Annotated in this window: 17 protein-coding genes; 9 read left to right on the forward strand and 8 right to left on the reverse strand. The window is 54.8% G+C overall.

What is annotated here, in order from left to right; all coding sequences use genetic code 11:
• Positions 1–213: 213 nt before the first annotated feature.
• Positions 214–363, reverse strand: a complete 150-nt coding sequence (locus RHI63_RS00750) for a hypothetical protein (protein ID WP_310453105.1) — start codon at positions 361–363, stop codon at positions 214–216.
• Here RHI63_RS00750 and rbfA point away from each other — a divergent pair.
• Positions 362–748, forward strand: a complete 387-nt coding sequence (gene rbfA / locus RHI63_RS00755; RefSeq protein ID WP_149820016.1) for a 30S ribosome-binding factor RbfA — start codon at positions 362–364, stop codon at positions 746–748. The genes RHI63_RS00750 and rbfA overlap by 2 nt on opposite strands.
• Here the strand turns inward: rbfA and RHI63_RS00760 are convergent.
• The 3 genes from RHI63_RS00760 to RHI63_RS00770 form a co-directional block, all read right to left on the reverse strand.
• A complete protein-coding gene (locus RHI63_RS00760; RefSeq protein WP_302676999.1) occupies positions 745–1,632 on the reverse strand; it encodes a sulfite exporter TauE/SafE family protein in 888 nt (295 codons plus the stop codon). The two genes, rbfA and RHI63_RS00760, sit on opposite strands and share 4 nt — an antisense overlap.
• A 3-nt stretch (positions 1,633–1,635) precedes the next feature.
• A complete protein-coding gene (locus tag RHI63_RS00765) occupies positions 1,636–2,178 on the reverse strand; it encodes a rhodanese-like domain-containing protein (protein WP_310821708.1) in 543 nt (180 codons plus the stop codon).
• A gap of 63 nt (positions 2,179–2,241) precedes the next feature.
• The gene (locus RHI63_RS00770; protein ID WP_024124642.1) at positions 2,242–2,940 is read right to left on the reverse strand and encodes an MBL fold metallo-hydrolase; all 699 of its coding nucleotides are present in this window, start codon (positions 2,938–2,940) and stop codon (positions 2,242–2,244) included.
• A 187-nt stretch (positions 2,941–3,127) separates the two neighbouring features.
• Between RHI63_RS00770 and RHI63_RS00775 the strand changes: the two genes are divergently transcribed.
• The 5 genes from RHI63_RS00775 (at position 3,128) to RHI63_RS00795 (ending at position 9,787) form a co-directional block, all read left to right on the forward strand.
• Complete coding sequence (locus RHI63_RS00775) at positions 3,128–4,591, forward strand: FAD-linked oxidase C-terminal domain-containing protein (protein ID WP_206200643.1); 1,464 nt, start codon at positions 3,128–3,130, stop codon at positions 4,589–4,591.
• 4 nt (positions 4,592–4,595) lie between these two features.
• A complete protein-coding gene (gene cobW, locus RHI63_RS00780) occupies positions 4,596–5,612 on the forward strand; it encodes a cobalamin biosynthesis protein CobW (protein ID WP_206200644.1) in 1,017 nt (338 codons plus the stop codon).
• A 6-nt stretch (positions 5,613–5,618) separates the two neighbouring features.
• Entirely contained in the window at positions 5,619–7,943 is a 2,325-nt protein-coding gene (locus RHI63_RS00785; RefSeq protein WP_310821709.1) for an NAD-binding protein, read from the forward strand.
• Positions 7,944–8,231: 288 nt separating this feature from the next.
• A complete protein-coding gene (locus RHI63_RS00790) occupies positions 8,232–8,885 on the forward strand; it encodes an FHA domain-containing protein (RefSeq protein ID WP_206200646.1) in 654 nt (217 codons plus the stop codon).
• Entirely contained in the window at positions 8,885–9,787 is a 903-nt protein-coding gene (locus RHI63_RS00795; protein ID WP_310743224.1) for an MnmC family methyltransferase, read from the forward strand. The genes RHI63_RS00790 and RHI63_RS00795 overlap by 1 nt, the downstream gene beginning before the upstream one ends.
• Here the strand turns inward: RHI63_RS00795 and RHI63_RS00800 are convergent.
• Positions 9,780–10,523: a M50 family metallopeptidase gene (locus RHI63_RS00800; RefSeq protein ID WP_302677006.1), complete on the reverse strand. Its 744-nt coding sequence runs from the start codon at positions 10,521–10,523 to the stop codon at positions 9,780–9,782. The genes RHI63_RS00795 and RHI63_RS00800 overlap by 8 nt on opposite strands.
• Positions 10,524–10,540: 17 nt before the next feature.
• Positions 10,541–11,035, reverse strand: a complete 495-nt coding sequence (gene infC / locus RHI63_RS00805) for a translation initiation factor IF-3 (RefSeq protein ID WP_225901679.1) — start codon at positions 11,033–11,035, stop codon at positions 10,541–10,543.
• Positions 11,036–11,311: 276 nt separating this feature from the next.
• On the opposite strand from infC, the gene RHI63_RS00810 reads away from it, so the two are divergent.
• The 3 genes from RHI63_RS00810 (at position 11,312) to RHI63_RS00820 (ending at position 18,160) form a co-directional block, all read left to right on the forward strand.
• Complete coding sequence (locus RHI63_RS00810; protein WP_310743225.1) at positions 11,312–12,520, forward strand: efflux RND transporter periplasmic adaptor subunit; 1,209 nt, start codon at positions 11,312–11,314, stop codon at positions 12,518–12,520.
• Between the two features lie 6 nt (positions 12,521–12,526).
• Positions 12,527–15,661, forward strand: a complete 3,135-nt coding sequence (locus RHI63_RS00815) for an efflux RND transporter permease subunit (protein WP_310821710.1) — start codon at positions 12,527–12,529, stop codon at positions 15,659–15,661.
• Positions 15,662–15,724: 63 nt separating this feature from the next.
• The gene (locus tag RHI63_RS00820; protein ID WP_310821711.1) at positions 15,725–18,160 is read left to right on the forward strand and encodes a DNA topoisomerase (ATP-hydrolyzing); all 2,436 of its coding nucleotides are present in this window, start codon (positions 15,725–15,727) and stop codon (positions 18,158–18,160) included.
• Here the strand turns inward: RHI63_RS00820 and tilS are convergent.
• Positions 18,081–19,115 carry a tRNA lysidine(34) synthetase TilS gene (tilS, locus tag RHI63_RS00825; RefSeq protein WP_206200652.1) on the reverse strand — a complete coding sequence of 345 codons (1,035 nt, stop codon included), beginning with the start codon at positions 19,113–19,115 and terminating at the stop codon, positions 18,081–18,083. The genes RHI63_RS00820 and tilS overlap by 80 nt on opposite strands.
• Positions 19,116–19,128: 13 nt before the next feature.
• Positions 19,129–20,088 (reverse strand): c-type cytochrome biogenesis protein CcsB, encoded by a 960-nt coding sequence (gene ccsB / locus RHI63_RS00830; protein WP_310453114.1) that lies wholly within the window; start codon positions 20,086–20,088, stop codon positions 19,129–19,131.
• Positions 20,089–20,180 lie beyond the last annotated feature (92 nt).

A 20,180-nucleotide genomic window follows, 5' to 3' on the forward strand; every position in this document is an offset into this window, starting at 1 on the left:
CTAGTTGCTGTTGGCGTTCACCAAGGGTAGGTTAAGCTTCCCATCAGCATTTGCTGCGGGAGAACTATATTAACGTGATAGCGGAATTCTTACGAAATATCAAGGTGATTGTTGCCTAGCTTCTCAGCTTTCTCATTTTTGAGCAGGGGTCGCAATCTGGCAAGAGAGCAAGAAATTCAGGCCTCAACTTGCAGAGAACGTCAGCAAGAAATGTTAACTTTTGTAACACTGCTGCCAGCGGTTGCTGCCATAAAAGTCTTGGGCGATCGCCCACCCGCCAGAAACAGAGGGATAGCTGTCTTGATAAGATAGGAGACGTGCAGGATAGTCTTTGCCAACAACCGAGAAAAGGAGGCCCGCCATGGCGACCGAACGACGGGTGGCACGGGTAGCAGAATTAATCAAACGGGAAGTGAGCCAGTTGTTAATGTATGAAATCCGCGATGAGCGCGTGGGGGCGGGCATGGTCAGTGTCACCGATGTGGAAGTTTCCGGTGATTTGCAGCACGCCAAGATCTTCGTCAGTATCTACAGCACCGATGAGGTACGGCGCTCAACCATGGCCGGCTTGAAAGCGGCTTCAGGCTTTGTGCGACGGGAATTGGGGCAGCGCATTCGCCTGCGGCGGACACCGGAGGTCGTCTTTATTGAGGATCGATCGCTGGAACGGGGCAGTCGCGTTCTTTCGCTACTGAATCAAATTGGGCAACAGCAGAGTGCTGCAGAGACTCCTGAAACAGCGTCTTAGGTGCGGCTTGGTCTTGCGGGAACCGATGCAGTAAGGTAGTGCCTCGGCGGTAGGGAGGAGCTTTTGCTGCGCTGGGGAGGTGCCAGTAGGGTTTTCAGGATCACAAAGGCCGCAATGCCAATTAAGAAGTAACCAAAGCCCTGCTGCAGTCGCTTGGCAGAAATGCCGTGACTGAGATAGCTACCGATAACAGAACCGCTAGCGGCGGCTAAGGTGAGGGTCAGGGTTAAGCGGGGATCCAAGCTAACCGTGCCCAGATAGCCCCAAACCGCAGCTACGGAATTGGCGGTGATAATCAGCAGTGAGGTGCCGATCGCCTGCCGCATTGGAATTTTGCCCAATAAAACAAGGGCAGGCACAATGGCAAAGCCCCCACCAACCCCCACCAACCCCGTCAGAATACCCACACCAATGCCTTCGGTGGGTAGCCACAGCCAACAGTACTTACAGACTGGAGGAGCATAGAGCTGGCTCTCAAGGGAACGTTCCGGCGGGGTGAGTTCAGGGGCAGGGGGACGCTGTTGCCGCCGAATCATTAAAATAGCCGCCACCATCATGGCAACGGCAAAAAGTAAGAGTTGCACCGTATCGGTAATCCAAGGCAAGGCTGCCAGTCGTGCCCCAAGATAGGCACCCATCATGGTTGCCGAACCAAAAATCAGTGCCAGACGCAAATTAACGTAGCCGCGCCGCCACTGGGGAATGACTGCCAGTAAACTGACGCTGCCGACAATCACAAGCGTCATCGGGATCGCGACCTTGGTTTCAATGCCCATGACATAGACCAGCACTGGCAGGGCAAGGACAGAACCGCCGCCCCCCAATAGACCCAGACTCAAGCCGATGGCGATCGCCAGCCCATGCCCTATCCAGTAGCTCAGCATGGGTTATTTCACCTGTGGGCGATTGAAGGGCAGCAGTGCCAAAACCCGCGCTAGGGCACAGGTACCGGTGACACCGGCAAAGACCAAACCGGCACCGACAAAGCCCGACAGGAAGAAGAATCCCGGATTGACGGTAAAGCCCAAGATCACTCCCGTGAGAATCAGACTGCCGGCCACAATTTGCACCTGCCGCATCAGGCTGATGGGCGCACTAACCGCACCCGTGATCGGATAGCCCCCCTGTTTCCAGCGTTGAATGCCCCCTTCAAGGTTTTTCAGGTTTTTGAAGCCCCGACTGGCAAGGGTTTCGTAGGCCATGCGCGATCGCCGGCCAGATTCACAGTAGAGTACCACCGGGGTGTCAGAATTACAGGCGGGTTCAAGTTCCTTCACATTAGCCAAAGGACAGAGCAGCGCTCCCGGAATGTGGGCATTGTTGTATTCGCTTGGCTCCCGCACATCAATGAGCAGTACCTGCTGGCGTTGCAGGGCATCGTGCAGTTCAGCCGCAGAAATGAGGGGAGACTCAGTCGTTGCTGTGGTCATCGTCGTTGGTTCTCCAGTGGTTACTCAGGGTTGGCTAGACAGGGGCGATCAGGGGTCAAAGGACTAGACGGCGGCGGCAACCATGCCACACTGTTGGTTAGCGGGCACCGCTTCCATAATTTTCTTGGGATCCGGCAGGTTCAGGTTGGCCATGAACTCAATGAACTGCTGGCGATCGCGACCGACAAAGCGGGGATTAAAGCGTTTTTCTTCACCAATGGTGGAAACGGTGTGACCGCGATAGTCATGGCCGGGATAGACCAATGTGGTGTCTGGGAGCGTAAAGAGCCGCTGTGTTACCGCATCGTACATTGCGCCTGCATCGCCACTTTGGAAATCAGTGCGCCCACAGCCACGGATAAACAGGGAATCCCCCGTCAGCAGGTGGGTACCATTCACGAGGAAGGCCATGTGGCTATCGGTGTGCCCCAAGGTGGCGATCGCCTGAATCGGAATGCTACCGACGTGAATCACTTCACCGTCTTTAATATAGCCATCGGCGCAGTCCACATGGGCATTTTCGGGCACAAGGGTTTTGCAGCCTGTGCGTTCGCGGACTTTGCCCGCCCCGGTAATGTGGTCGGCGTGGACATGGGTTTCGAGGCAGTAGCGCAGTTTCAACCCCAATTGCTCAATTAACTGCACATCCCGATCCACCTGTTCAAGGACGCTATCCACCAAGGCGGCCTCACCCGTGGCTTCATCGGCAATCAGGTAAGAATAGGTCCAAGTGTCGTAGTCAAAAAGTTGGCGAAACAGCATAACGGACTCCTTTATGGGGTATCGCGTGAGGGGAATCGTGCAGACTTAAAACGGTGACGACTTTAGCCTAGTCAATCTAAATATAATTTTATAACTATCTAGTAAATAAATGTCAAATGCCCCCTAGTCCCATTCCTGAGGCAACAGACCCATTTACGATAGGAGAAGGCGGTTTAGAGCACTGGGGATGTCCACACTACAGCAAATTACCCCTTGGCAGCGGGTTACAGAGGAGCTAACAGCCATTGTCGGCAAGGGGAGCGTCATCAGTGATGCAGCAGAAGCCCTTGTGTATGAGTGCGATGGGCTATCCATGTATCGGCAACGACCCAAACTGGTCGTGCTACCGCAAACCACTGCCCAAGTCTCTGCCATCCTCAAAGTGTGCGATCGCTACCGTATTCCCTTTGTTGCCCGCGGTTCAGGGACGGGGCTATCGGGGGGAGCCTTACCCCACACCGAGGGGATTCTCGTCGTCACCTCCCGCATGAACCAGATTCTAGAGATTGATCTGGCCAACCAGCAGGTGGTTGTGCAGCCAGGGGTAATCAATGCTTGGGTAACGCAAGCCGTTGCCGATCAGGGCTTTTACTATGCCCCGGATCCCTCCAGTCAAATTATTTGTTCCATTGGCGGCAATGTCGCTGAAAACTCTGGGGGCGTCCACTGCCTGAAGTATGGCGTGACCACGAATCATGTGCTGGGACTGACGGTGGTGTTGCCCAATGGTGAGATTGTTGAACTGGGGGGTGCGGCCCCAGAAATGCCCGGCTACGATCTCATGGGTGTCTTTGTTGGCTCCGAAGGGACGCTGGGAATTGCCACAGAAATTCGGCTGCGGATTCTCAAACAGGCGGAGGCGATCGCCGTGCTATTGGCGGACTTCACCACGATTGAAGCAGCGGGAGAAACGGTTTCCGCGATTATTCGGGCGGGGATTATTCCCGCTGGCATGGAAATCATGGACAACCTCAGTATCAATGCCGTTGAGGATGTGGTGGCCACCAATTGCTACCCCCGCGATGCTGGCGCCGTACTCCTAGTGGAAGTGGATGGCCTAGATGCCGAAGTGCCCATTTTGCAGGAGCGCGTCACACGCATTTGCTATGAACAGGGAGCACGCCATGTAACGGTTGCTACAGAGGCTGAAGATCGCCTCCGCCTTTGGAAAGGGCGCAAAGCGGCTTTTGCGGCTGCGGGTCGCCTCAGTCCTAATTATTTTGTCCAAGATGGGGTGATTCCTCGCAGTCAACTGGCCACCGTCCTCAAGGAAATTGAACAACTGAGTCAGCGCAGTGGCTATCGCATTGCCAATGTCTTCCACGCTGGGGATGGCAATCTGCATCCCTTGATTCTCTACGATCAGGCAGTGCCGGGCGCCCTTGCCGAGGTGGAGGCTCTAGGCGGTGAAATCCTCAAGCTCTGTGTGCGCTTGGGGGGCAGCATTTCCGGTGAACACGGGATTGGTAGCGATAAGGCCTGTTTCATGGGTGAGATGTTTAGCCCAGCAGATTTAGAAACGATGCAGCAGGTGCGCTGCGCCTTTGATCCCAAACGCCTTGCCAACCCCGAAAAGGTGTTTCCCACACCCCGCACCTGTGGCGAAGCCGCCCATCAACTTCAAGATTTTCCCAGTATTGAGGCCTTTTAGCAGAATGAGTGCAAAAATTCCAGTCACGATTATCACGGGTTTTCTTGGGAGCGGTAAAACGACCCTAATTCGGCAGTTGCTCCAGAAGGCAGCGGGCAGGCGCATTGCCGTGATTGTGAATGAATTTGGTGATGTCGGTATTGATGGCGAACTTTTGCAGTCCTGTTGCGATCGCACAGCGGGCATCTGGGAACTCACCAATGGGTGCCTCTGTTGCACAGTGCAGGAGGAATTTTTGCCCACCATGCAAACCCTCTTGGCACAACAGCAGGAGATTGATCACATTGTCATTGAAACCTCTGGACTCGCCTTACCCAAGCCGCTCGTGATGGCTTTTCGTTGGCCGCAGGTGCGCCATGCCGCAACCGTCGATGGGGTGGTGACAGTGGTAGATGGCGTTGCCTTGGCAGCCGGTCAAGTGAGTGCTGATCTGGAGGCGCTCTTTGCCCAAAAGGCAGCCGATCCTAGCTTGGAGCATGAGGACACCCCCCTTGAGGAACTCTTTAACGATCAACTGGCCTGTGCCGACTTGGTCATCCTCAGCAAGGCGGATCAACTGACTCCCGATCAGGTAGAGCTGCTCATCGCTGAACTGCGCACTCAATTGCCCCCACGGATTAAGCTGCTGGCGGCTCACCAAGGACAGGTGCCGGCGGATCTGCTGCTGGGATTTAATGCAGCGGTGGAGGAAGACTTGGGGCAGCGACCCAGTCACCATGATTTTGAGGAGGATCACGAGCACGATGCAGAGATTCAAGCCATTTGTTTAGAGATGGGCAGTTGCGATCTTCAGCGCCTGCGGCAATCCCTCGAGCGCTTGCTGCAAGTACCTGACATTTACCGCATTAAGGGATTTGCGGCCATTGAGGGCAAACCCATGCGTCTGGTGGTGCAAGGGGTGGGTCAACGGTTAGACTTGTTTTACGATCGCCTGTGGCAAGTGGCAGAGCCACGCCAAACCCGTGTGGTGGTGATTGGTCGTCAGTTGGATCAACAGGAGCTGCTGTCCCATTTTGCCTAGGAAGCTATGGCCAGCCTTCAGGACATCATTGACCGCCAACTGCGCCAACTGTTGGGTAGCAGGGCAACGTGGTTCATTGATATCGGCGATCGCCACCTCAGCATCTGGGTTGAATCGACCACTTTAGAGCCAACAGATTTAGATCGCCTATCTAGGTGGGGCAAGACCCTTTGGCAGCAGTGGCAGCGGGGCAGTCTCCAACTCTTTGCGGCAGAACCCCATCAGCCCTTTCCCTATTGGTGGAAATCTTGGTCTGTTGCCTCAGCCACACCGCAGGCCACTCAAATAGGTGAAACGACTGCGGGCGATCGCTTTATTATCTGCGGCCTTGGCAGTTTGGGGCAATTTTGTATCCAAAGTCTGCGCCGCTTTGCCGGTGAGCATTTGGCCCTAGAGATTCGTGCCATTGAACGCCACGCCAACATTGAGTGGGAAATTCCGCAGTTGACGGAGTTGCTCAGTGAACCTGTGATCATCGGTGATTGCCGGCAGGAGGCGGTTCTGAAAGCGGCTGGGATTGATCGCTGTCGTACCTTACTGGCGGTGACCAGTGATGAGGCCACCAATATTGCGACGGCGATTGTGGCTCGGCGCTTAAATCCCGATGTCCATCTTGTGGTGCGCTCTAGTCGCGATAATCTCAACGCCCTTCTAGAGAAAAAACTGGGGAGCTTTGTGGCGCTCAATCCCACGGAACTACCAGCTCCTGCCTTCGCCCTTGCAGCCCTTGAGGAAAATATCCTTGCTGCGTTTACGATTGAGGGTCAGCAGTTTCGGGTGTTGCAACAAACGATTACCGCTGAGAGTCCCCTCGTGGGTACCCCTGCCCACCGCTGGCAGCGCCGTCACCAACGCCTCATTAGTGTGCGCTCGTGCCATGCCCAATCCTCAATCTTCCAGCCAACGCGCCCCCACCGCCTCTTTAACCATTGGCCGCCGGATTTGTGCTTTGCGGTGGGCGATCGCCCGATTTGGATTGAACGGGTAGAAGTGGTGAAATCCTTGCCCATCCCTGACCCCAATCCCATCCAGCGCCTCATTCAGCAGGTGCGCCAACTGCCTGAGCAGGTAGAACAATTCTGGCAGTGGATCCATGGCGATCGCTCTCGTGAGTTGATCTTCAATGGCCTTTGGATGGGCAGTGGTCTGTGGCTTGTGACCGCGATCCTGCTGCGCTACAACGTCCCCGAACTCACATGGCAAAAGGCCTTTGCTGCCGGCTTTATTCTCCTTTTGGGGGGCTTTGGCGATGTCTTTGGCGGGCTAGAAAACGATCCGATTCCCCCTTGGCTGCTGGTGGTCTGTATTTTGGTGGCGATCGTTAGTCTCCTCTTTATTGTCGGTGTCTTGGGACTTTTGGCGGAAAAGCTGCTGCAAGCGCGGTTTGACTTTCTCAAGAAACGTCCCCCCCTGCCCACGGCGGATCACGTGATTGTTGTTGGCTTAGATCGCATTGGTCAACAGGTGGTGCAAATCCTACGTGCCTTCCGTCAACCCCTTGTGCTACTGGTGGACAACCCAGAGCAAACTCAGCTTTTTGAAGACCTGCCCATGCTCCTTGGCAACATTCCAGAAAAGCTCCCCCAAGCCCATTTGGAGACCGCCAAAAGTGTGGTTCTCACCACTGCCGATGAAATGTTGAACCTAGAGGCAGCCCTCATTGCTCGTCAAGCCACGGAGCAGCGGGAATCCCCCATTGGGTTGGTCATTGGCATCTATGATCCCAGCCTCACTAATGATCTGCGGGATCTCCTACCCCGTGCCCGCCCCCTCTGTGCCTATGCCCTTGCTGCTGAGGCCTTTGCCGGTGCCGCCTTTGGCGAAACAATGTTGGGTCTGTTTCAAATTGACCAGCAGACGGTACTGATTGCCGATTACACCGTTACTGCCGGCGACACCCTTGAGGGCAAGTTGATTGGTGAGGTGGCCTATGGTTATGCAGTCATCCCCATTTTCTACAATCGCCATGAGCAGTTTCTCGGCGGTGAGATCAGTCATCAGTTTTTGCCCAGTGATACGCTGCAACTCACGGTGGGCGATCGCCTGATTGTTTTAGCAACCATTGATGGCCTACGGCGCATTGAACAGGGCAAAATGGCGCCCCGCCGTCTCTGGCGGCTTTGGGTCGGTCATCCTCGCAACGCGGAAGCTGCCCTAGAAATTGGCAATCTGATCACCAAGATTACGGGTCTGCCCCTGCCGCGATCGCGCACCTTTATCCAGCAACTGCCTGCGACATTGACCCTCGCACTTTACGAACCCCAAGCCTTTCGCCTCGGTCAACAATTGCAAGCCCTCGCCCCCGTGCGCCTCTTTCCCTTAGTGGATTAGGAAACTGCGTAGGTGAAAATCGGCTTCACCTTTTCACCCCAACCGATGCCATGGGGGAGGGCTCATGCGTTTGTTGTATTGGTTAGGACACTATGCGCCGTCAGCCCCTCTATCTTGAAGGCACAACCATTGGCACAGCGGCGTTAATGCCACACCGTAGGTTCTAGTTCCTGAGCCTCTTATTGATACGGGATGATCGTTGCCCTTAGCTTTTGTAGTATCTTTGGGAATTCTAGCCCTCAGGCTAAGATATTGATTAACAATCGTCAATTAATCTAAGTTGTTCCCATGAGTGGTAACCGTCAGCACCATCTACTCAACATTGAGGACGAAACGGGTAAGCGCACGATCCCTTTGGAGGCGGCAACCTACTCCATTGGCCGCGATGTCACCAATGCGATCGTGATTCATGGTCACGGTGTCTCACGGCAACACGCGCTGCTGCTGCGGATTCCCTCACCAAATGGCTATCGCTACCGCGTCGTGGATGGCAATGCTGATGGTAAGCCCAGTGCCAACGGTATCCTAGTGAATGGCCAGCGGGTGCAAAGTCATGAGCTAAAAGATGGAGATGAGATTAACTTTGGCGGTTCCGTTAAGGCGCACTATGCTACTGTGTCCATGGGGGAGGCGGAGTTTATTAAGTATTTGAAGAGCGTTAACTATCACAGCATTAAGGCCGTGCCCATGACCTCAACGATTACCCAAGCTGAGGAAGGTGCAGACGATAAAAAATCAGAAGAAGAAACAGAATTTAATGCCACGCCCCCATCGCTGCCAGCCAATGCTACCCCAGCGTCAGCACCCGCCCCTAAATCCTCTCCCCCTTGGTTACTGATTGTTGGCGGCATCGTCGTTGTTCTTTTGATCGCGGGAATTGGCGTTGTGATCATGAATCGACCACCTGCTCACCAACCGGAAACTCCCACGCAAATGCAGTGATGGCCTATTCCCAAAACTTAGCTCCTGCCCTAAACTCAATCTGGCAGCCGCAACCAACGGCGGATGGCTCTTTTACGTTTTTTTCGCCAGAATTTCAGGAAACGTTCCATAGCCTTGGGGGAGCGCGTCAAGAAGCCTTTGAAAAGTTCGCGATCGCCACCGATTTGCCCCGCAAAGCCCAAGCGTCTCATCTGCGCCTTTTGGACATCTGCTATGGTTTGGGTTACAACACCGCCGCTGCGTTAGAGGTGATTTGGCAGCACAATCCCACCTGTCAAGTTACAGTTATTGGCTTAGAACTGGATCTGGGCGTTCCCCAAGCAGCCTTAGCAGTCATGCCCCCTTGGCCAGCATCGGTTCAAACGATTCTTGAAGGACTCGCTCAGCAACAGCAGGTGAGCACCCCCCACTGTGAGGCACAGCTTTTAATTGGGGATGCTCGCCAAACCATTCAAGAGCTTGTTCGCCAAGGATTCCAAGCAGATGCCATTTTTCTTGATCCCTTTTCACCCCAGCGCTGTCCGCAACTCTGGACAGTGGAATTTCTGCGTCTGGTGGCTCAGTGTCTGGCACCAACGGGGCATTTGGCCACCTATTGTCGTGCTGCTGCCGTTCGTGCCGCTTTGCAGGCGGCGGGTTTACACCTTGGAACGCTACCACTTGTTGCCCCCCAGCACCGCCATGAATGGGCACAGGGCACCGTAGCTCGCTGGCAAGCCGATCAGCTTATTCCGCTGTCGCTGATGGAGCAGGAACATTTGCAAACCCGTGCGGGTATTCCCTACCGCGATCCGCACCTGCGGGATAGTGCGGAGATGATTCGATCGCGCCGCCAAGCGGAGCAACAAACCGCTAACCGTGAATCCACCAGTCGTTGGCGACACCGCTGGGGCATTACTTAGGGCGGGTATAGGCCACCTTGAGACTCCACAGCAGCAACCCCAAGGTCATCACAGAAATCAGCGCCCCCCACAGCCAATAGGGGAGCCAGAGGTACCGTTGGAGAAGCCCTGTATCGGAAAGCTGCCCCCCCGGCATGGCATAGGTAAAGAGGTAGTCCACCTGCTGAAATGTGCTAATACAGGCTTGCACCCCAAGGAATTGAATCGAAATCCCCTTGAGCCAGCGATTGCCGCGATAGGCCACCAGCAGAATGGCAATCCCCACCAATGTCATGAAGACAATGCCAAAGAGCGATCGCACCCACAGCAGCACTGAGGCGAGAATAATGATTCCTAGGGCTTTGAGGCAAATATCTGTGGCGCGATGAGAGCGGCTCGACAAAATAAAGACACTGCCAGCGATCGCGGGTCCTAGAGGTCCGCCAATGGCGACTAAGCCATGTCCCAAATTGCCCAGCAGCACCTCGCCCCCATAGCGCGCAAATCCTGAACCACTGGGATAGATGACTAATTCGCGAAAGTAGCCCCCCAACAGAATCGCCGTGAGGCCATGCCCCATCTCGTGGAACCATGTGGCCAAGATTGTAAAGGGATACAGCAGATAGTTCCCCAAGGGAATCTGCCAAAGAAGAATCGTGACAAGGGCGGCGATCGCTAGCAGCAGTGCCGAACGAGGTTTCTCAGGGTCTGAAATATCCAGCGGGGTAGATTTGGGGTCTGGACGATAGCCAAACATACGCTCCCCAGCATGGATTACCGCTTCGGTGCCAAAAACATGATCATATTGCGCCCCTCTTGCTTGGGTGCCTGCTGCACTTCGGCCACCGCTTGCAGGTCATTGGCCATACGGTTGAGGAGTTCTTCGGCTAGGTGGGCGTGTTGAATTTCCCGCCCGCGAAAGGTCACAGTGGCCTTCACCTTGTCTCCAGCCTTAAGGAAACGCTCGGCGCGGTTGATGCAAACGTTGTAATCGTGTTCTTCGATTTTGTAGCGCATCTTCACCTCTTTGACATCGGAGGTGTGCTGCTTTTTGCGGGCTTCCCGCGCCTTCTTCTCCTGCTCAAAGCGAAACTTGCCGTAGTCAATAATTTTGCAAACGGGTGGATCTGCCTTGTCACTGACGAGAACAAGGTCAAGTTCCTTTTCACGGGCGATCGCGATCGCCTCTTGGGACGACATAATCCCCAATTGGGAACCATCACTATCCACCACCCGCACCCGAGGAAAACGGATGCGCTCATTAATCATGGGTTGTTCTTGCTGTGTTTTCTTGGTAAGAGCCACTGGTACCTGTACTGTCGTTGATAAAGGTTAGCGCAAGGACTGTTCTAGCCTCTAAGGTGAGCTAGAAATGACCCCCTGCCCCTTGCTCTACATCTTAGCGGAGGATTGCCAATAGGGGCTATTCTCGATTTCGCCTAGATACACAGAAACTTTATTAAAGCAGCACTCGCCATAGGCGCCTCTAGGATAGACTGAGGATATTTATTGCCCACTTTGGGTGACATTATTAAGGTCTGAGGTATGGTGCAACGGCAACTGTTCACGTCAGCTCTCCTAGGCAGTCTTTGTTTCTTTGCTACCGCCTGTGGCCAACCAAAGGCAACGGCTCCCCCACCAGCGGCACGGGTGAAACTTGCGGCGGTTCAAACGGAAACCCTTTCGCAAACTGCTGTTTACAATGCCTCTTTGCAATCCCGTGAGTCCATCACCCTCCAACCCCAAGTTTCGGGTCGAATTGCGCAAATCAATGTTCAAAATGGCCAGTTTGTTACTCAAGGTCAGCCCCTCATTCTCCTTGACCCCTCAGAACAGCAAGCCGTTGTGGCCAGCAACTTAGCTGCGATTCAATCCGCCCAAGCCAATGTAGAGAATGCCCGCTCGATCCTCCGCGCCCTTGAAGCCCAGCGCCGCTCCAATCTGGCCACCGTAGAGTTCAATCGGATTCAAGCGGAACGCTATACAGCACTCTTTGAAGAAGGGGCTGTTTCCAAAGAACAAGCGCAATCCTTCATCACCAGCTTTCGCACTGCCCAAGCAGCACTCCAACAAACCGAGGCGGATATTCGTGCCCAACAGGCTACCATTGCCCAGTTAGAAAAAGCCCTCTTGGCTGCCCAAGCCAATGCCCAGCAGCAGGCCGTTGTCCTGAATTGGTTTCAGGTGCGTGCTCCCTTTAGTGGTGTTGTCGGCAATATTCCCCCCAAAGTGGGCGATTTTGTAACGCCCCAAACCGACCTCCTCACCCTGACCTCAAATCAACCCCTAGAAGTCTATATCCAAGTGCCCATTGAGCAAATCCCCCGCATTCGGATGGGGACGCCGGTGGAATTAATAGACATGAATGGCAATGTCGTCGGTACGAGTTCCGTCTTTTTCATTGCCCCCAATACCACAAATAATACCCAAACCATTTTAGTGAAAGCGCTCTACGACAATACGCGGAATAATCTCCGTGCCGATCAACAAATTCAAGCCCGCATTATTCTCGATCAGCAACCGGGGATTTTGGTGCCGACTACGGCGGTATCCAATCTTGCCGGGCAAAACTTTGTCTTTGTGGCCGAAAAAGACGCCGAGGGCAAAATGATTGCCAAACAAAAGCCCATTCAAGTGGGGGCAATCCAAGGAAATAGATATCAAGTTTTTGAAGGCCTCAAACCGGGAGAGCAAATTGTTGTCTCGGGAATTCAGCGCCTGCGCGATGGTGTGCCCATTACTCCTGAGTCCTAAAAGAGCATGATTAGCGATTTTTTTATTAAGCGCCCGGTTTTTGCCACGGTTTGTTCTCTGCTGATTATTTTGGTGGGGACGATCGCGCTGCCAACGCTGCCCATTGAGTATTACCCTAACGTTACACCGCCAACAATTCAGGTGTCTGCCAACTATGCAGGTGCCAACGCTGAAACCGTTGAAACGAATGTCACCACGATCTTAGAAACGCAAATTAATGGCGTGGAGGGGATGGATTACATTGACTCCAGCAGTAACAGCTTTGGCAACAGCAATATCACGATCACCTTCACTGAGGGCTACGACGAAAACATTGCAGCGGTGGATGTGAATAACTTAGTGGCATCAGTCACCTCCCAACTGCCACCAGAGGTCATCAACACTGGGGTAAATGTCAGGAAATCCACAAATCAGATTGTTTTGGCCTTAGCCCTATACCCAAGGGAGGGATACAACTACGACGCCACATTCATTAGTAACTACGCGACCCTCTACGTGGTGCAACCCCTGCAACGTCTGAACGGGGTAGGGCAGGTTCAGGTCTTTGGTCAACGCACCTATGCCATGCGGATTTGGCTTGATCCCAATCGCTTAGCCAGTCGCGGTCTGACGGCTCAGGATGTGGTGCGTGCCCTCTCCGATCAAAATGTCCAGGTGGGAGCCGGGATTATTGGTGCCCCCCCAGCACCAGAGGGACAGGAGTTTCAAATTTCTATTCAAGCCCAAAGTCGCTTGGCCTCAGAGGAAGAGTTTGCCGACATTATTATTCAGCGCGGCGACGATGGTTCCGTGATTCGCATTCGCGATGTCGGTCGCACCGAGCTAGGGGCACAAAACTACAACACCAACTTTCAGTTTGATGGCCGTGACGCCGTTGGGATTGGTATCTATCAACTCAGTGGTGCCAATGCCCTCGACATTGCCCGCGCTGTCGAAGCGGAGATGGCTGTTTTAGCTGAGAAATTTCCCCCCGGTCTGAAATGGAGTGTGGGCTTTAGCACCACCGACGCAGTGCAGGAGTCGATCAAAGAGGTGGTCATTACGCTGATTGTGGCCATCATCCTTGTGATTGCCGTGATCTTTTTATTCCTGCAGGATTGGCGTGCCACGATTATTCCGTCGGTAACGATCCCTGTCTCCTTGGTGGGCACCTTTGCCTTTATGAAGGCTTTTGACTTCTCAATCAATAGCTTGACCATGTTTGGTCTGGTGCTGGCCACGGGGCTGGTGGTGGATGATGCCATTGTGGTCGTGGAAAATGTCACCCGTCTCATGGAAGACGAGGGCATGACCCCCCAAGAAGCTGCCAGTCGCTCGATGGAGGAAGTGACAGGGGCATTGATTGCCACCTCGTTGGTAATGATGGCGGTCTTTATCCCTGTGGCCTTTTTTCCGGGGGTCACTGGGCGGCTCTATCAGCAGTTTGCTTTGACGATTGTTTTTGCGATCGCCCTTTCTACGTTTAATGCTTTAACCCTCTCTCCCCCTTTGTGCGCCCTGCTCCTGCGGCGGGAACGCCCCCCGATGGCGAACTTTATTTTGTTTCGCTGGATTAACCGCTTTCTCGATACAATGCGACGGGGCTATGAACGCAACCTCAATGGGATTGTGCGATTAAAATACTGGGTGCTGGCGGGGTTCGTAGCGCTGCTCGGGTTTACCTACTGGCTATTTCAGATTGTTCCCGGTGGCTTTGTCCCCCAAGAGGATCAAGGTTATTTTGTTACCCTTGTGCAATCGCCTCAGGGGGTGTCCCTCGAATACACGAGCAATATTGTCTTCAAAGCAGCGGACGCGATCGCCCAAAATCCAGCGGTCGAACATACCTTTGCCATTGGCGGCTTTAGCTTCTTCGGCACAGGTTCAGACAAGGGAATTATCTTTACGAGTCTCAAGCCCTGGTCACAACGGCCAACCCTTGATCAGTTGCTGCCCCAGTTTCAGAAGGCCGTCGTGGGTGAACTCGGAGCAGTGGTGTTTTCATCCAATGTGCCGACCATTAACCTTGGTGGCAGCGGCCTTGGCGGCTTTGATATGCAGGTGATGGATCAGCAGGGTCTCGGCCTTGAAGCCCTTGCGAGTTCAGTGAACGAGCTAATCCTCAAAGCCAATGCAACCCCCGGCCTTGTGTCAGTGAATACCCCCTTTGCCATTAATGCCCCCCAGTTAAATGTAACGGTCGATCGCACCCGCGCCCTTGCCTTGGGGATTCCCCTCAAGGACATTTTTAATGCCATGCAGATTTACTTGGGGTCGTTATACGTTAACCAATTCACGATTTTTGCCCGCAGTTACCAAGTGATTGTGCAGGCGGATAAGCAGTTTCGCTCGAATCCCGATGACATCAACCGCATCTATGTACGCTCGGAGCAAAATGCCCTCATTCCCCTCAGTAATCTCGTCACGATTGAACAGGTCTCGGCACCGCCGATTATTTATCACCATAACTTGTTCCGTTCGGCGGAGGTGACTGGTCAAAATGTGCCACCCCTCAGTGATAGTCAAGCGATGATGACAATGGCATCCTTGGCTCAGGAGGTTCTCCCCAATGGCATCGGCTATAGCTGGACGGGGTTATCCCTAGAGTCCACCCGCTCCGCAGGCCAAGCACCGTTGATTTTTGGCCTTGGTCTCGTGTTTGTGTTCCTCGTGCTCTCGGCGCAGTACGAAAGCTATATTGACCCCTTGATCATTATCCTTTCGGTGCCTTTGGCGATCATGGGCGCTTTGTTGGCACAGTGGTTGCGGGGGCTGAGTAATGATGTATTTTGCCAAATTGGTTTGGTGATGCTGATTGGCCTCGCCAGTAAGAATGCGATTCTGATTGTGGAGTTTGCCAACCAAATTCGCGAAAGCAAGGGCACCTCCATTGTCAAGTCGGTGATCCATGCCGCCGAGGAACGGCTGCGCCCCATTTTGATGACGGCCATCTCCTTTATTCTGGGCATCTTCCCGCTGGTCATTGCTACGGGTGCTGGGGCAAAATCCCGTCACTCCTTGGGAACAAGTGTCACAGGTGGCATGCTTGCGGCCACATTTCTCAGTTTCTTTGTGGTGCCGATCATTTACATCCTCATTAAGGAACTAGTGGCGCGGCTGACCAAGGAGAAGCTTGAGGAAGCAACCCCAACGGAGTCTTAACTTACTTTACAATTCGCAAAACTCTTGTATCGTGGGGAATGATCCTTTGGCTCGCTCGTGATCATGCCCAAACAACTGGATTTGCTGACCTCTGGACAGGTGATCCCAACACCACTGCACAGTGAAATGCAACGCTCCTATCTGGAGTACGCCATGAGTGTGATTGTGGGGCGGGCACTACCAGATGTGCGGGATGGGCTAAAACCAGTGCATCGGCGGATTCTCTATGCCATGTATGAGTTGGGGTTGACGCCCGATCGCCCCTTTCGCAAGTGTGCACGGGTGGTGGGGGATGTGCTGGGGAAATATCATCCCCACGGGGATCAAGCGGTCTATGAGGCACTGGTGCGCTTGGTGCAGCCCTTTAGCAGTCGCTATCCCCTCTTGGCAGGGCATGGCAATTTTGGCTCCATTGATGATGATCCTGCGGCGGCAATGCGCTACACGGAAACGCGCTTGGCAGCGATCGCCCACCGCACGCTACTGGAGAATATCAGCGACGCCATTGTGGATTTTGTCCCCAACTTTGACAGTTCCCAAGAGGAGCCATTGGTGCTGCCGGCGCAACTGCCGATTTTGCTGTTGAATGGCGCAACGGGAATTGCTGTGGGCATGGCCACAAACATTCCACCCCACAATCTGGGGGAAGTGGTGGATGCTCTGATTGCGCTTATTGACCGTCCCCATCTCTCCCTAGAGGAACTGCTCACCCACCTGCCGGGACCGGACTTTCCCACGGGGGGTGTGATTGTGGATGGGGCAGCATTGCTGCGCGCCTACGCCACGGGTCGAGGGACGATCACCCTGCGGGGGGTGGCCACCCTTGAGGATATTCAGCCCGGACGCGGCCGCCACCGTCGCCAAGCCATTGTGGTGACAGAGCTACCCTATCAGGTGAATAAGGCGGCATGGATTGAGAAGGTGGCGGATTTGGTGAATCAAGGTCGCCTTGAGGGCATTGCCGATCTGCGGGACGAAAGCGATCGCGAGGGGCTGCGGGTGGTCATTGAACTGAAGCGGGATGCCTCAGCGGCACAACTCTTGGAGCAACTCTACCGCCTGACGGCCCTACAAGTAACCTATGGCATCAACTTGATGGCACTGGTGGGCAATCAACCCCGCCAACTCTCCCTCAAGGAGATTCTCAGTGAGTTTCTGCAATTTCGCGAGCAGACCCTGCTACGGCAATATCGCCATGATCTCGAAACGGCTCAAGCCCGCCAGCATGTGGTGACGGGACTCTTAATCGGCCTCAATGCCGTGGATCAGGTGATTGAGATTTTGCGATCGGCAGCGGATGGCAGTACTGCTCAGCGGGAATTGATGACCCGCTTGGGTTTGAGCGATCGCCAAGCCAGTGCCCTGATTGCCATGCCCCTACGCCGCCTCACTCAACAGGAGCGCCAAGACCTAGAACGGGAACAGGCGGAGCTACAAGCGCGGATTGCCCAGTTGGCAACCCTGATTAGCCAGCGTCCTGAGCGCCTCAAGGCACTGAAGAAAGAATTGCGGCAGTTAAAGAAAGCCTTTGCCGATCGCCGCCGCACTCAAATCCTCACGGCAGCGCCGCCGCCCCCCACCCCCGTGGAGACCAATGATCGTGACGATACGTCCCTCTGGGTCGAAGTGAATCATCGCGGTTACGGGCGCTGTCTGTCCCAGCGCAGTCGGGGGAGTCTCCAGTGGCAAACGTGGCTACCGTGGTCAGAGCCATTGCCCTTGGCCTTCTCGGTACAGGCTAGGGATCGCCTGTGGGTGTTTACGGAAAGTGGCAAGGTCTATCCGCTGCCCGTAGAGCGATTACCCGTTACCAGCCGCCGTGAGAGCGATCGCGGTCAACCCCTACTGACTCTCTTGCCGGAGTCGGCGCAAGGGGAAACCCTCCTGACGGTCTTGCCCAGTCAAGCCCCAGCAGAGAAGCTGATTTTGCTGACGCGCCAAGGCCGCATTAAGGTCATTCCAATCTCAGATCTGCAAGACCTGAGCGGGCGGGGTCTGCAACTCACGAAACTCAAGGCGGGGGATGCCCTCGGTTGGGTACTGCCTGCAGATACGGATCACTTAGTGTTGGCCACCTCGCGGGGGCGGGTCTTTCACTTTTTCATCTCCAACATTCCCGCTTTAGGGCGGCTGAATCAAGGTCAAGCGGCGGTGCGCCTCAGTGTGCGAGAAACCTTGGTGGGGGCGATCGCCCTGTCGGAACTGGAGAATGTGATCCTCGTTACCGCTTCAGGCCTTGGTAAACAAGTGCCGCTGCCCCTAATGGAAGTTGTGCCCCTTGGTCATTTAGGCCAGTTGGCGATGCCTCTGCGGCAAAAAGCGGATCGCTTGGCGGGCATTGGCCGCGGCGGTAGCCCCCTGGCACTGGTGACGAACCAAGAGCGAGCCTGGATCACCAACGGCGAAGAGATCCCCATCCTCAATAAAGAGGCGGTAGGGGTGGCGATCGCTCCCCTTGATCCGCAGGAACAGATTCAGGCGGTGGTGCCGTTGGCCTGATCAGTTCAAGCCACTGACCACAGACCCGCAGGTGGTACCCCCCCGGCAGCGTTGAGGTTTGGCTGCCATTACCTGCCGTGATCAGAGGACGCACCGCTTCAATTAGGCTGAAATCAATGCCCCGTTTCAGGTGCTGACGCAAAAATCGCTGGATCAAGCGGCGTTGCAGCGCAAGGGGCAATTCCCGTAGGCGCAGCCGCTCCAAGGCAGGGGGATGCTCGCGGATCACGGTGGGGGCAAGACGCTCCACCTCAGCCTCGAAATAGGCGCGATCGCTAGCCAGCAGTTCAGCGGTTTGGGCAAGCACCTCTTCCACATTCGGATTAAAGTGCGCTTGCAGATAGGGAATTAACTCCAAACGCAGCCGATTGCGGCGATAGTTGAGATGGTGGTTCGTTGCATCCTGCCAGACGGGTAACCCGTAGGTTTGGCAAAAGGTAGCCGTTTCCGCTCGCGTCATCCCTAGGAGTGGACGTACTAACTGAATCGCACCCAAAGCACGGCTAGGTAAGAGGGTGGCTAGGCCATCGGGGCTGGTGCCGCGCAGTAGATGTAGTAGGAGACTTTCGGCGCGATCGCTCTGGGTGTGGGCGGTCACCACATGGGTGCAATCCAACGCCTTGGCCACGGTCTCAAAGACTTGGTAACGCCATGAACGGGCTGCCGCCTCCGTTTTGGACATCTCAGGGGCACTCACCACCTCACAGGGCAGGTGCCATTGCTGCGCTAGCGCTTGGACAAAATTTGCATTGGCAGCGCTATCTGCCCGCCAGCGGTGATCACAGTGGACAGCCGCCAAAAACCACCGCCAGTAGGGCTGTAGATCCAATAGCAGGCGCGTTAAACAAACGGAATCTTGCCCCCCCGATAGAGCAATCAGAATTCGTGCCCCCCTAGGGAGCCATTGTTGGGTTTTTAAGGTGGTATGCAGGCGGGCGTGGTAGATGCCCCACACGGGCAAAAAACCGCTAGAAAAACCAACCGTAGGAGTGCAGACCTTTCCCCAGCAGGTTCACCCCCAAGTAGCACACCCAGACCACCCCAAAGCCAACGGTGGCGAGAATCGCCGGCTTGCGCCCCTGCCAATCACGGGTCATGCGGGCATGGAGATAAGCAGCATACACCAGCCAGACAATCAGTGCCCAAGTTTCTTTGGGATCCCAACTCCAAGGCGCCCCCCAAGCCTCATTTGCCCAGACCGCACCAGAGATAATGCCGATGGTTAGCAGTGGGAAGCCAAGACCAATCATGCGGTAGCTCAAGTTATCGAGGGTCTCAGCCAAGGTGAGGCGTTGCAAACTCAATTGCAGGGTGGGTTGGGTCAGTACCGTGGTGCCGCCGCCCCCAGTCGAGGGTTCTAAGGAAGGTTCTGGCGCGCGACTGCGGAAGCTGCCTGTGCCCACAGAGCTGCCCTTAAGGCTGACGGGTTTGCCCCATGTGACCACTAGGAAGGCGATCGCCAGCAGTGACCCCACCATCAAGGTGGCATAGCTGAGCATCATCACACTGACGTGCATCATTAACCAGTTGGACTTCAGGGCAGGCACCAGAGGCGCTGACTGCTGCATTTCCGGGGGGAGCGAGAGAGCCGCAAAAGCCGTAATTCCCATGGCAACGGGTGCAGTAACAACCCCCACAAGGCGCTGGCCACTGATGGACTCGGCGACAAAGTGCATGGCTGTCAAACCCCAGCACAGGAAAAAGAGGGATTCATAGAGATTGCTGATGGGAAAGTAGCCCCCCTCAATCCAACGCGCCGCCAGCAGGCCCGTAATACAGAGATTGGCGATCGCCATCCCCGTGCGACCCGCAGCCGTGAGAACAGGCCATTGGGGAAACGCTGCCCCACACCAGTAGAGCAACATCGTGATCAAAAGCACCGCAAAGGCCGTGTTATCGAGCCAACCTTCTAGGGTTAATAAATCCATAGCTTTTTATTTTGCCAGCCTGCTACTCTTTTGTATTGTACTGTCCGAACCGTGCTTTTCTGGGATAGTGGCGCATCTCCCATTCTTGTGAA

Origin of the sequence: Thermosynechococcus sp. GLH187 (genome assembly GCF_031583395.1) — a bacterium.
Classification (GTDB): Bacteria; Cyanobacteriota; Cyanobacteriia; order Thermosynechococcales; family Thermosynechococcaceae; genus Thermosynechococcus.

Bases quoted from the DNA above. Each gene is read 5' to 3' on its own strand.
- RHI63_RS00790 (WP_206200646.1), top strand. From the start codon at position 8,232: ATGAGTGGTAACCGTCAGCACCATCTACTCAACATTGAGGACGAAACG.
- RHI63_RS00770 (WP_024124642.1), bottom strand. From the start codon at position 2,940: ATGCTGTTTCGCCAACTTTTTGACTACGACACTTGGACCTATTCTTAC.
- RHI63_RS00750 (WP_310453105.1), bottom strand. From the start codon at position 363: ATGGCGGGCCTCCTTTTCTCGGTTGTTGGCAAAGACTATCCTGCACGT.
- RHI63_RS00795 (WP_310743224.1), top strand. From the start codon at position 8,885: ATGGCCTATTCCCAAAACTTAGCTCCTGCCCTAAACTCAATCTGGCAG.
- RHI63_RS00775 (WP_206200643.1), top strand. From the start codon at position 3,128: ATGTCCACACTACAGCAAATTACCCCTTGGCAGCGGGTTACAGAGGAG.
- RHI63_RS00765 (WP_310821708.1), bottom strand. From the start codon at position 2,178: ATGACCACAGCAACGACTGAGTCTCCCCTCATTTCTGCGGCTGAACTG.
- infC (WP_225901679.1), bottom strand. From the start codon at position 11,035: ATGATTAATGAGCGCATCCGTTTTCCTCGGGTGCGGGTGGTGGATAGT.
- RHI63_RS00760 (WP_302676999.1), bottom strand. From the start codon at position 1,632: ATGCTGAGCTACTGGATAGGGCATGGGCTGGCGATCGCCATCGGCTTG.
- RHI63_RS00785 (WP_310821709.1), top strand. From the start codon at position 5,619: ATGGCCAGCCTTCAGGACATCATTGACCGCCAACTGCGCCAACTGTTG.
- RHI63_RS00800 (WP_302677006.1), bottom strand. From the start codon at position 10,523: ATGTTTGGCTATCGTCCAGACCCCAAATCTACCCCGCTGGATATTTCA.
- RHI63_RS00820 (WP_310821711.1), top strand. From the start codon at position 15,725: ATGCCCAAACAACTGGATTTGCTGACCTCTGGACAGGTGATCCCAACA.
- cobW (WP_206200644.1), top strand. From the start codon at position 4,596: ATGAGTGCAAAAATTCCAGTCACGATTATCACGGGTTTTCTTGGGAGC.
- RHI63_RS00815 (WP_310821710.1), top strand. From the start codon at position 12,527: ATGATTAGCGATTTTTTTATTAAGCGCCCGGTTTTTGCCACGGTTTGT.
- ccsB (WP_310453114.1), bottom strand. From the start codon at position 20,088: ATGGATTTATTAACCCTAGAAGGTTGGCTCGATAACACGGCCTTTGCG.
- RHI63_RS00810 (WP_310743225.1), top strand. From the start codon at position 11,312: ATGGTGCAACGGCAACTGTTCACGTCAGCTCTCCTAGGCAGTCTTTGT.
- rbfA (WP_149820016.1), top strand. From the start codon at position 362: ATGGCGACCGAACGACGGGTGGCACGGGTAGCAGAATTAATCAAACGG.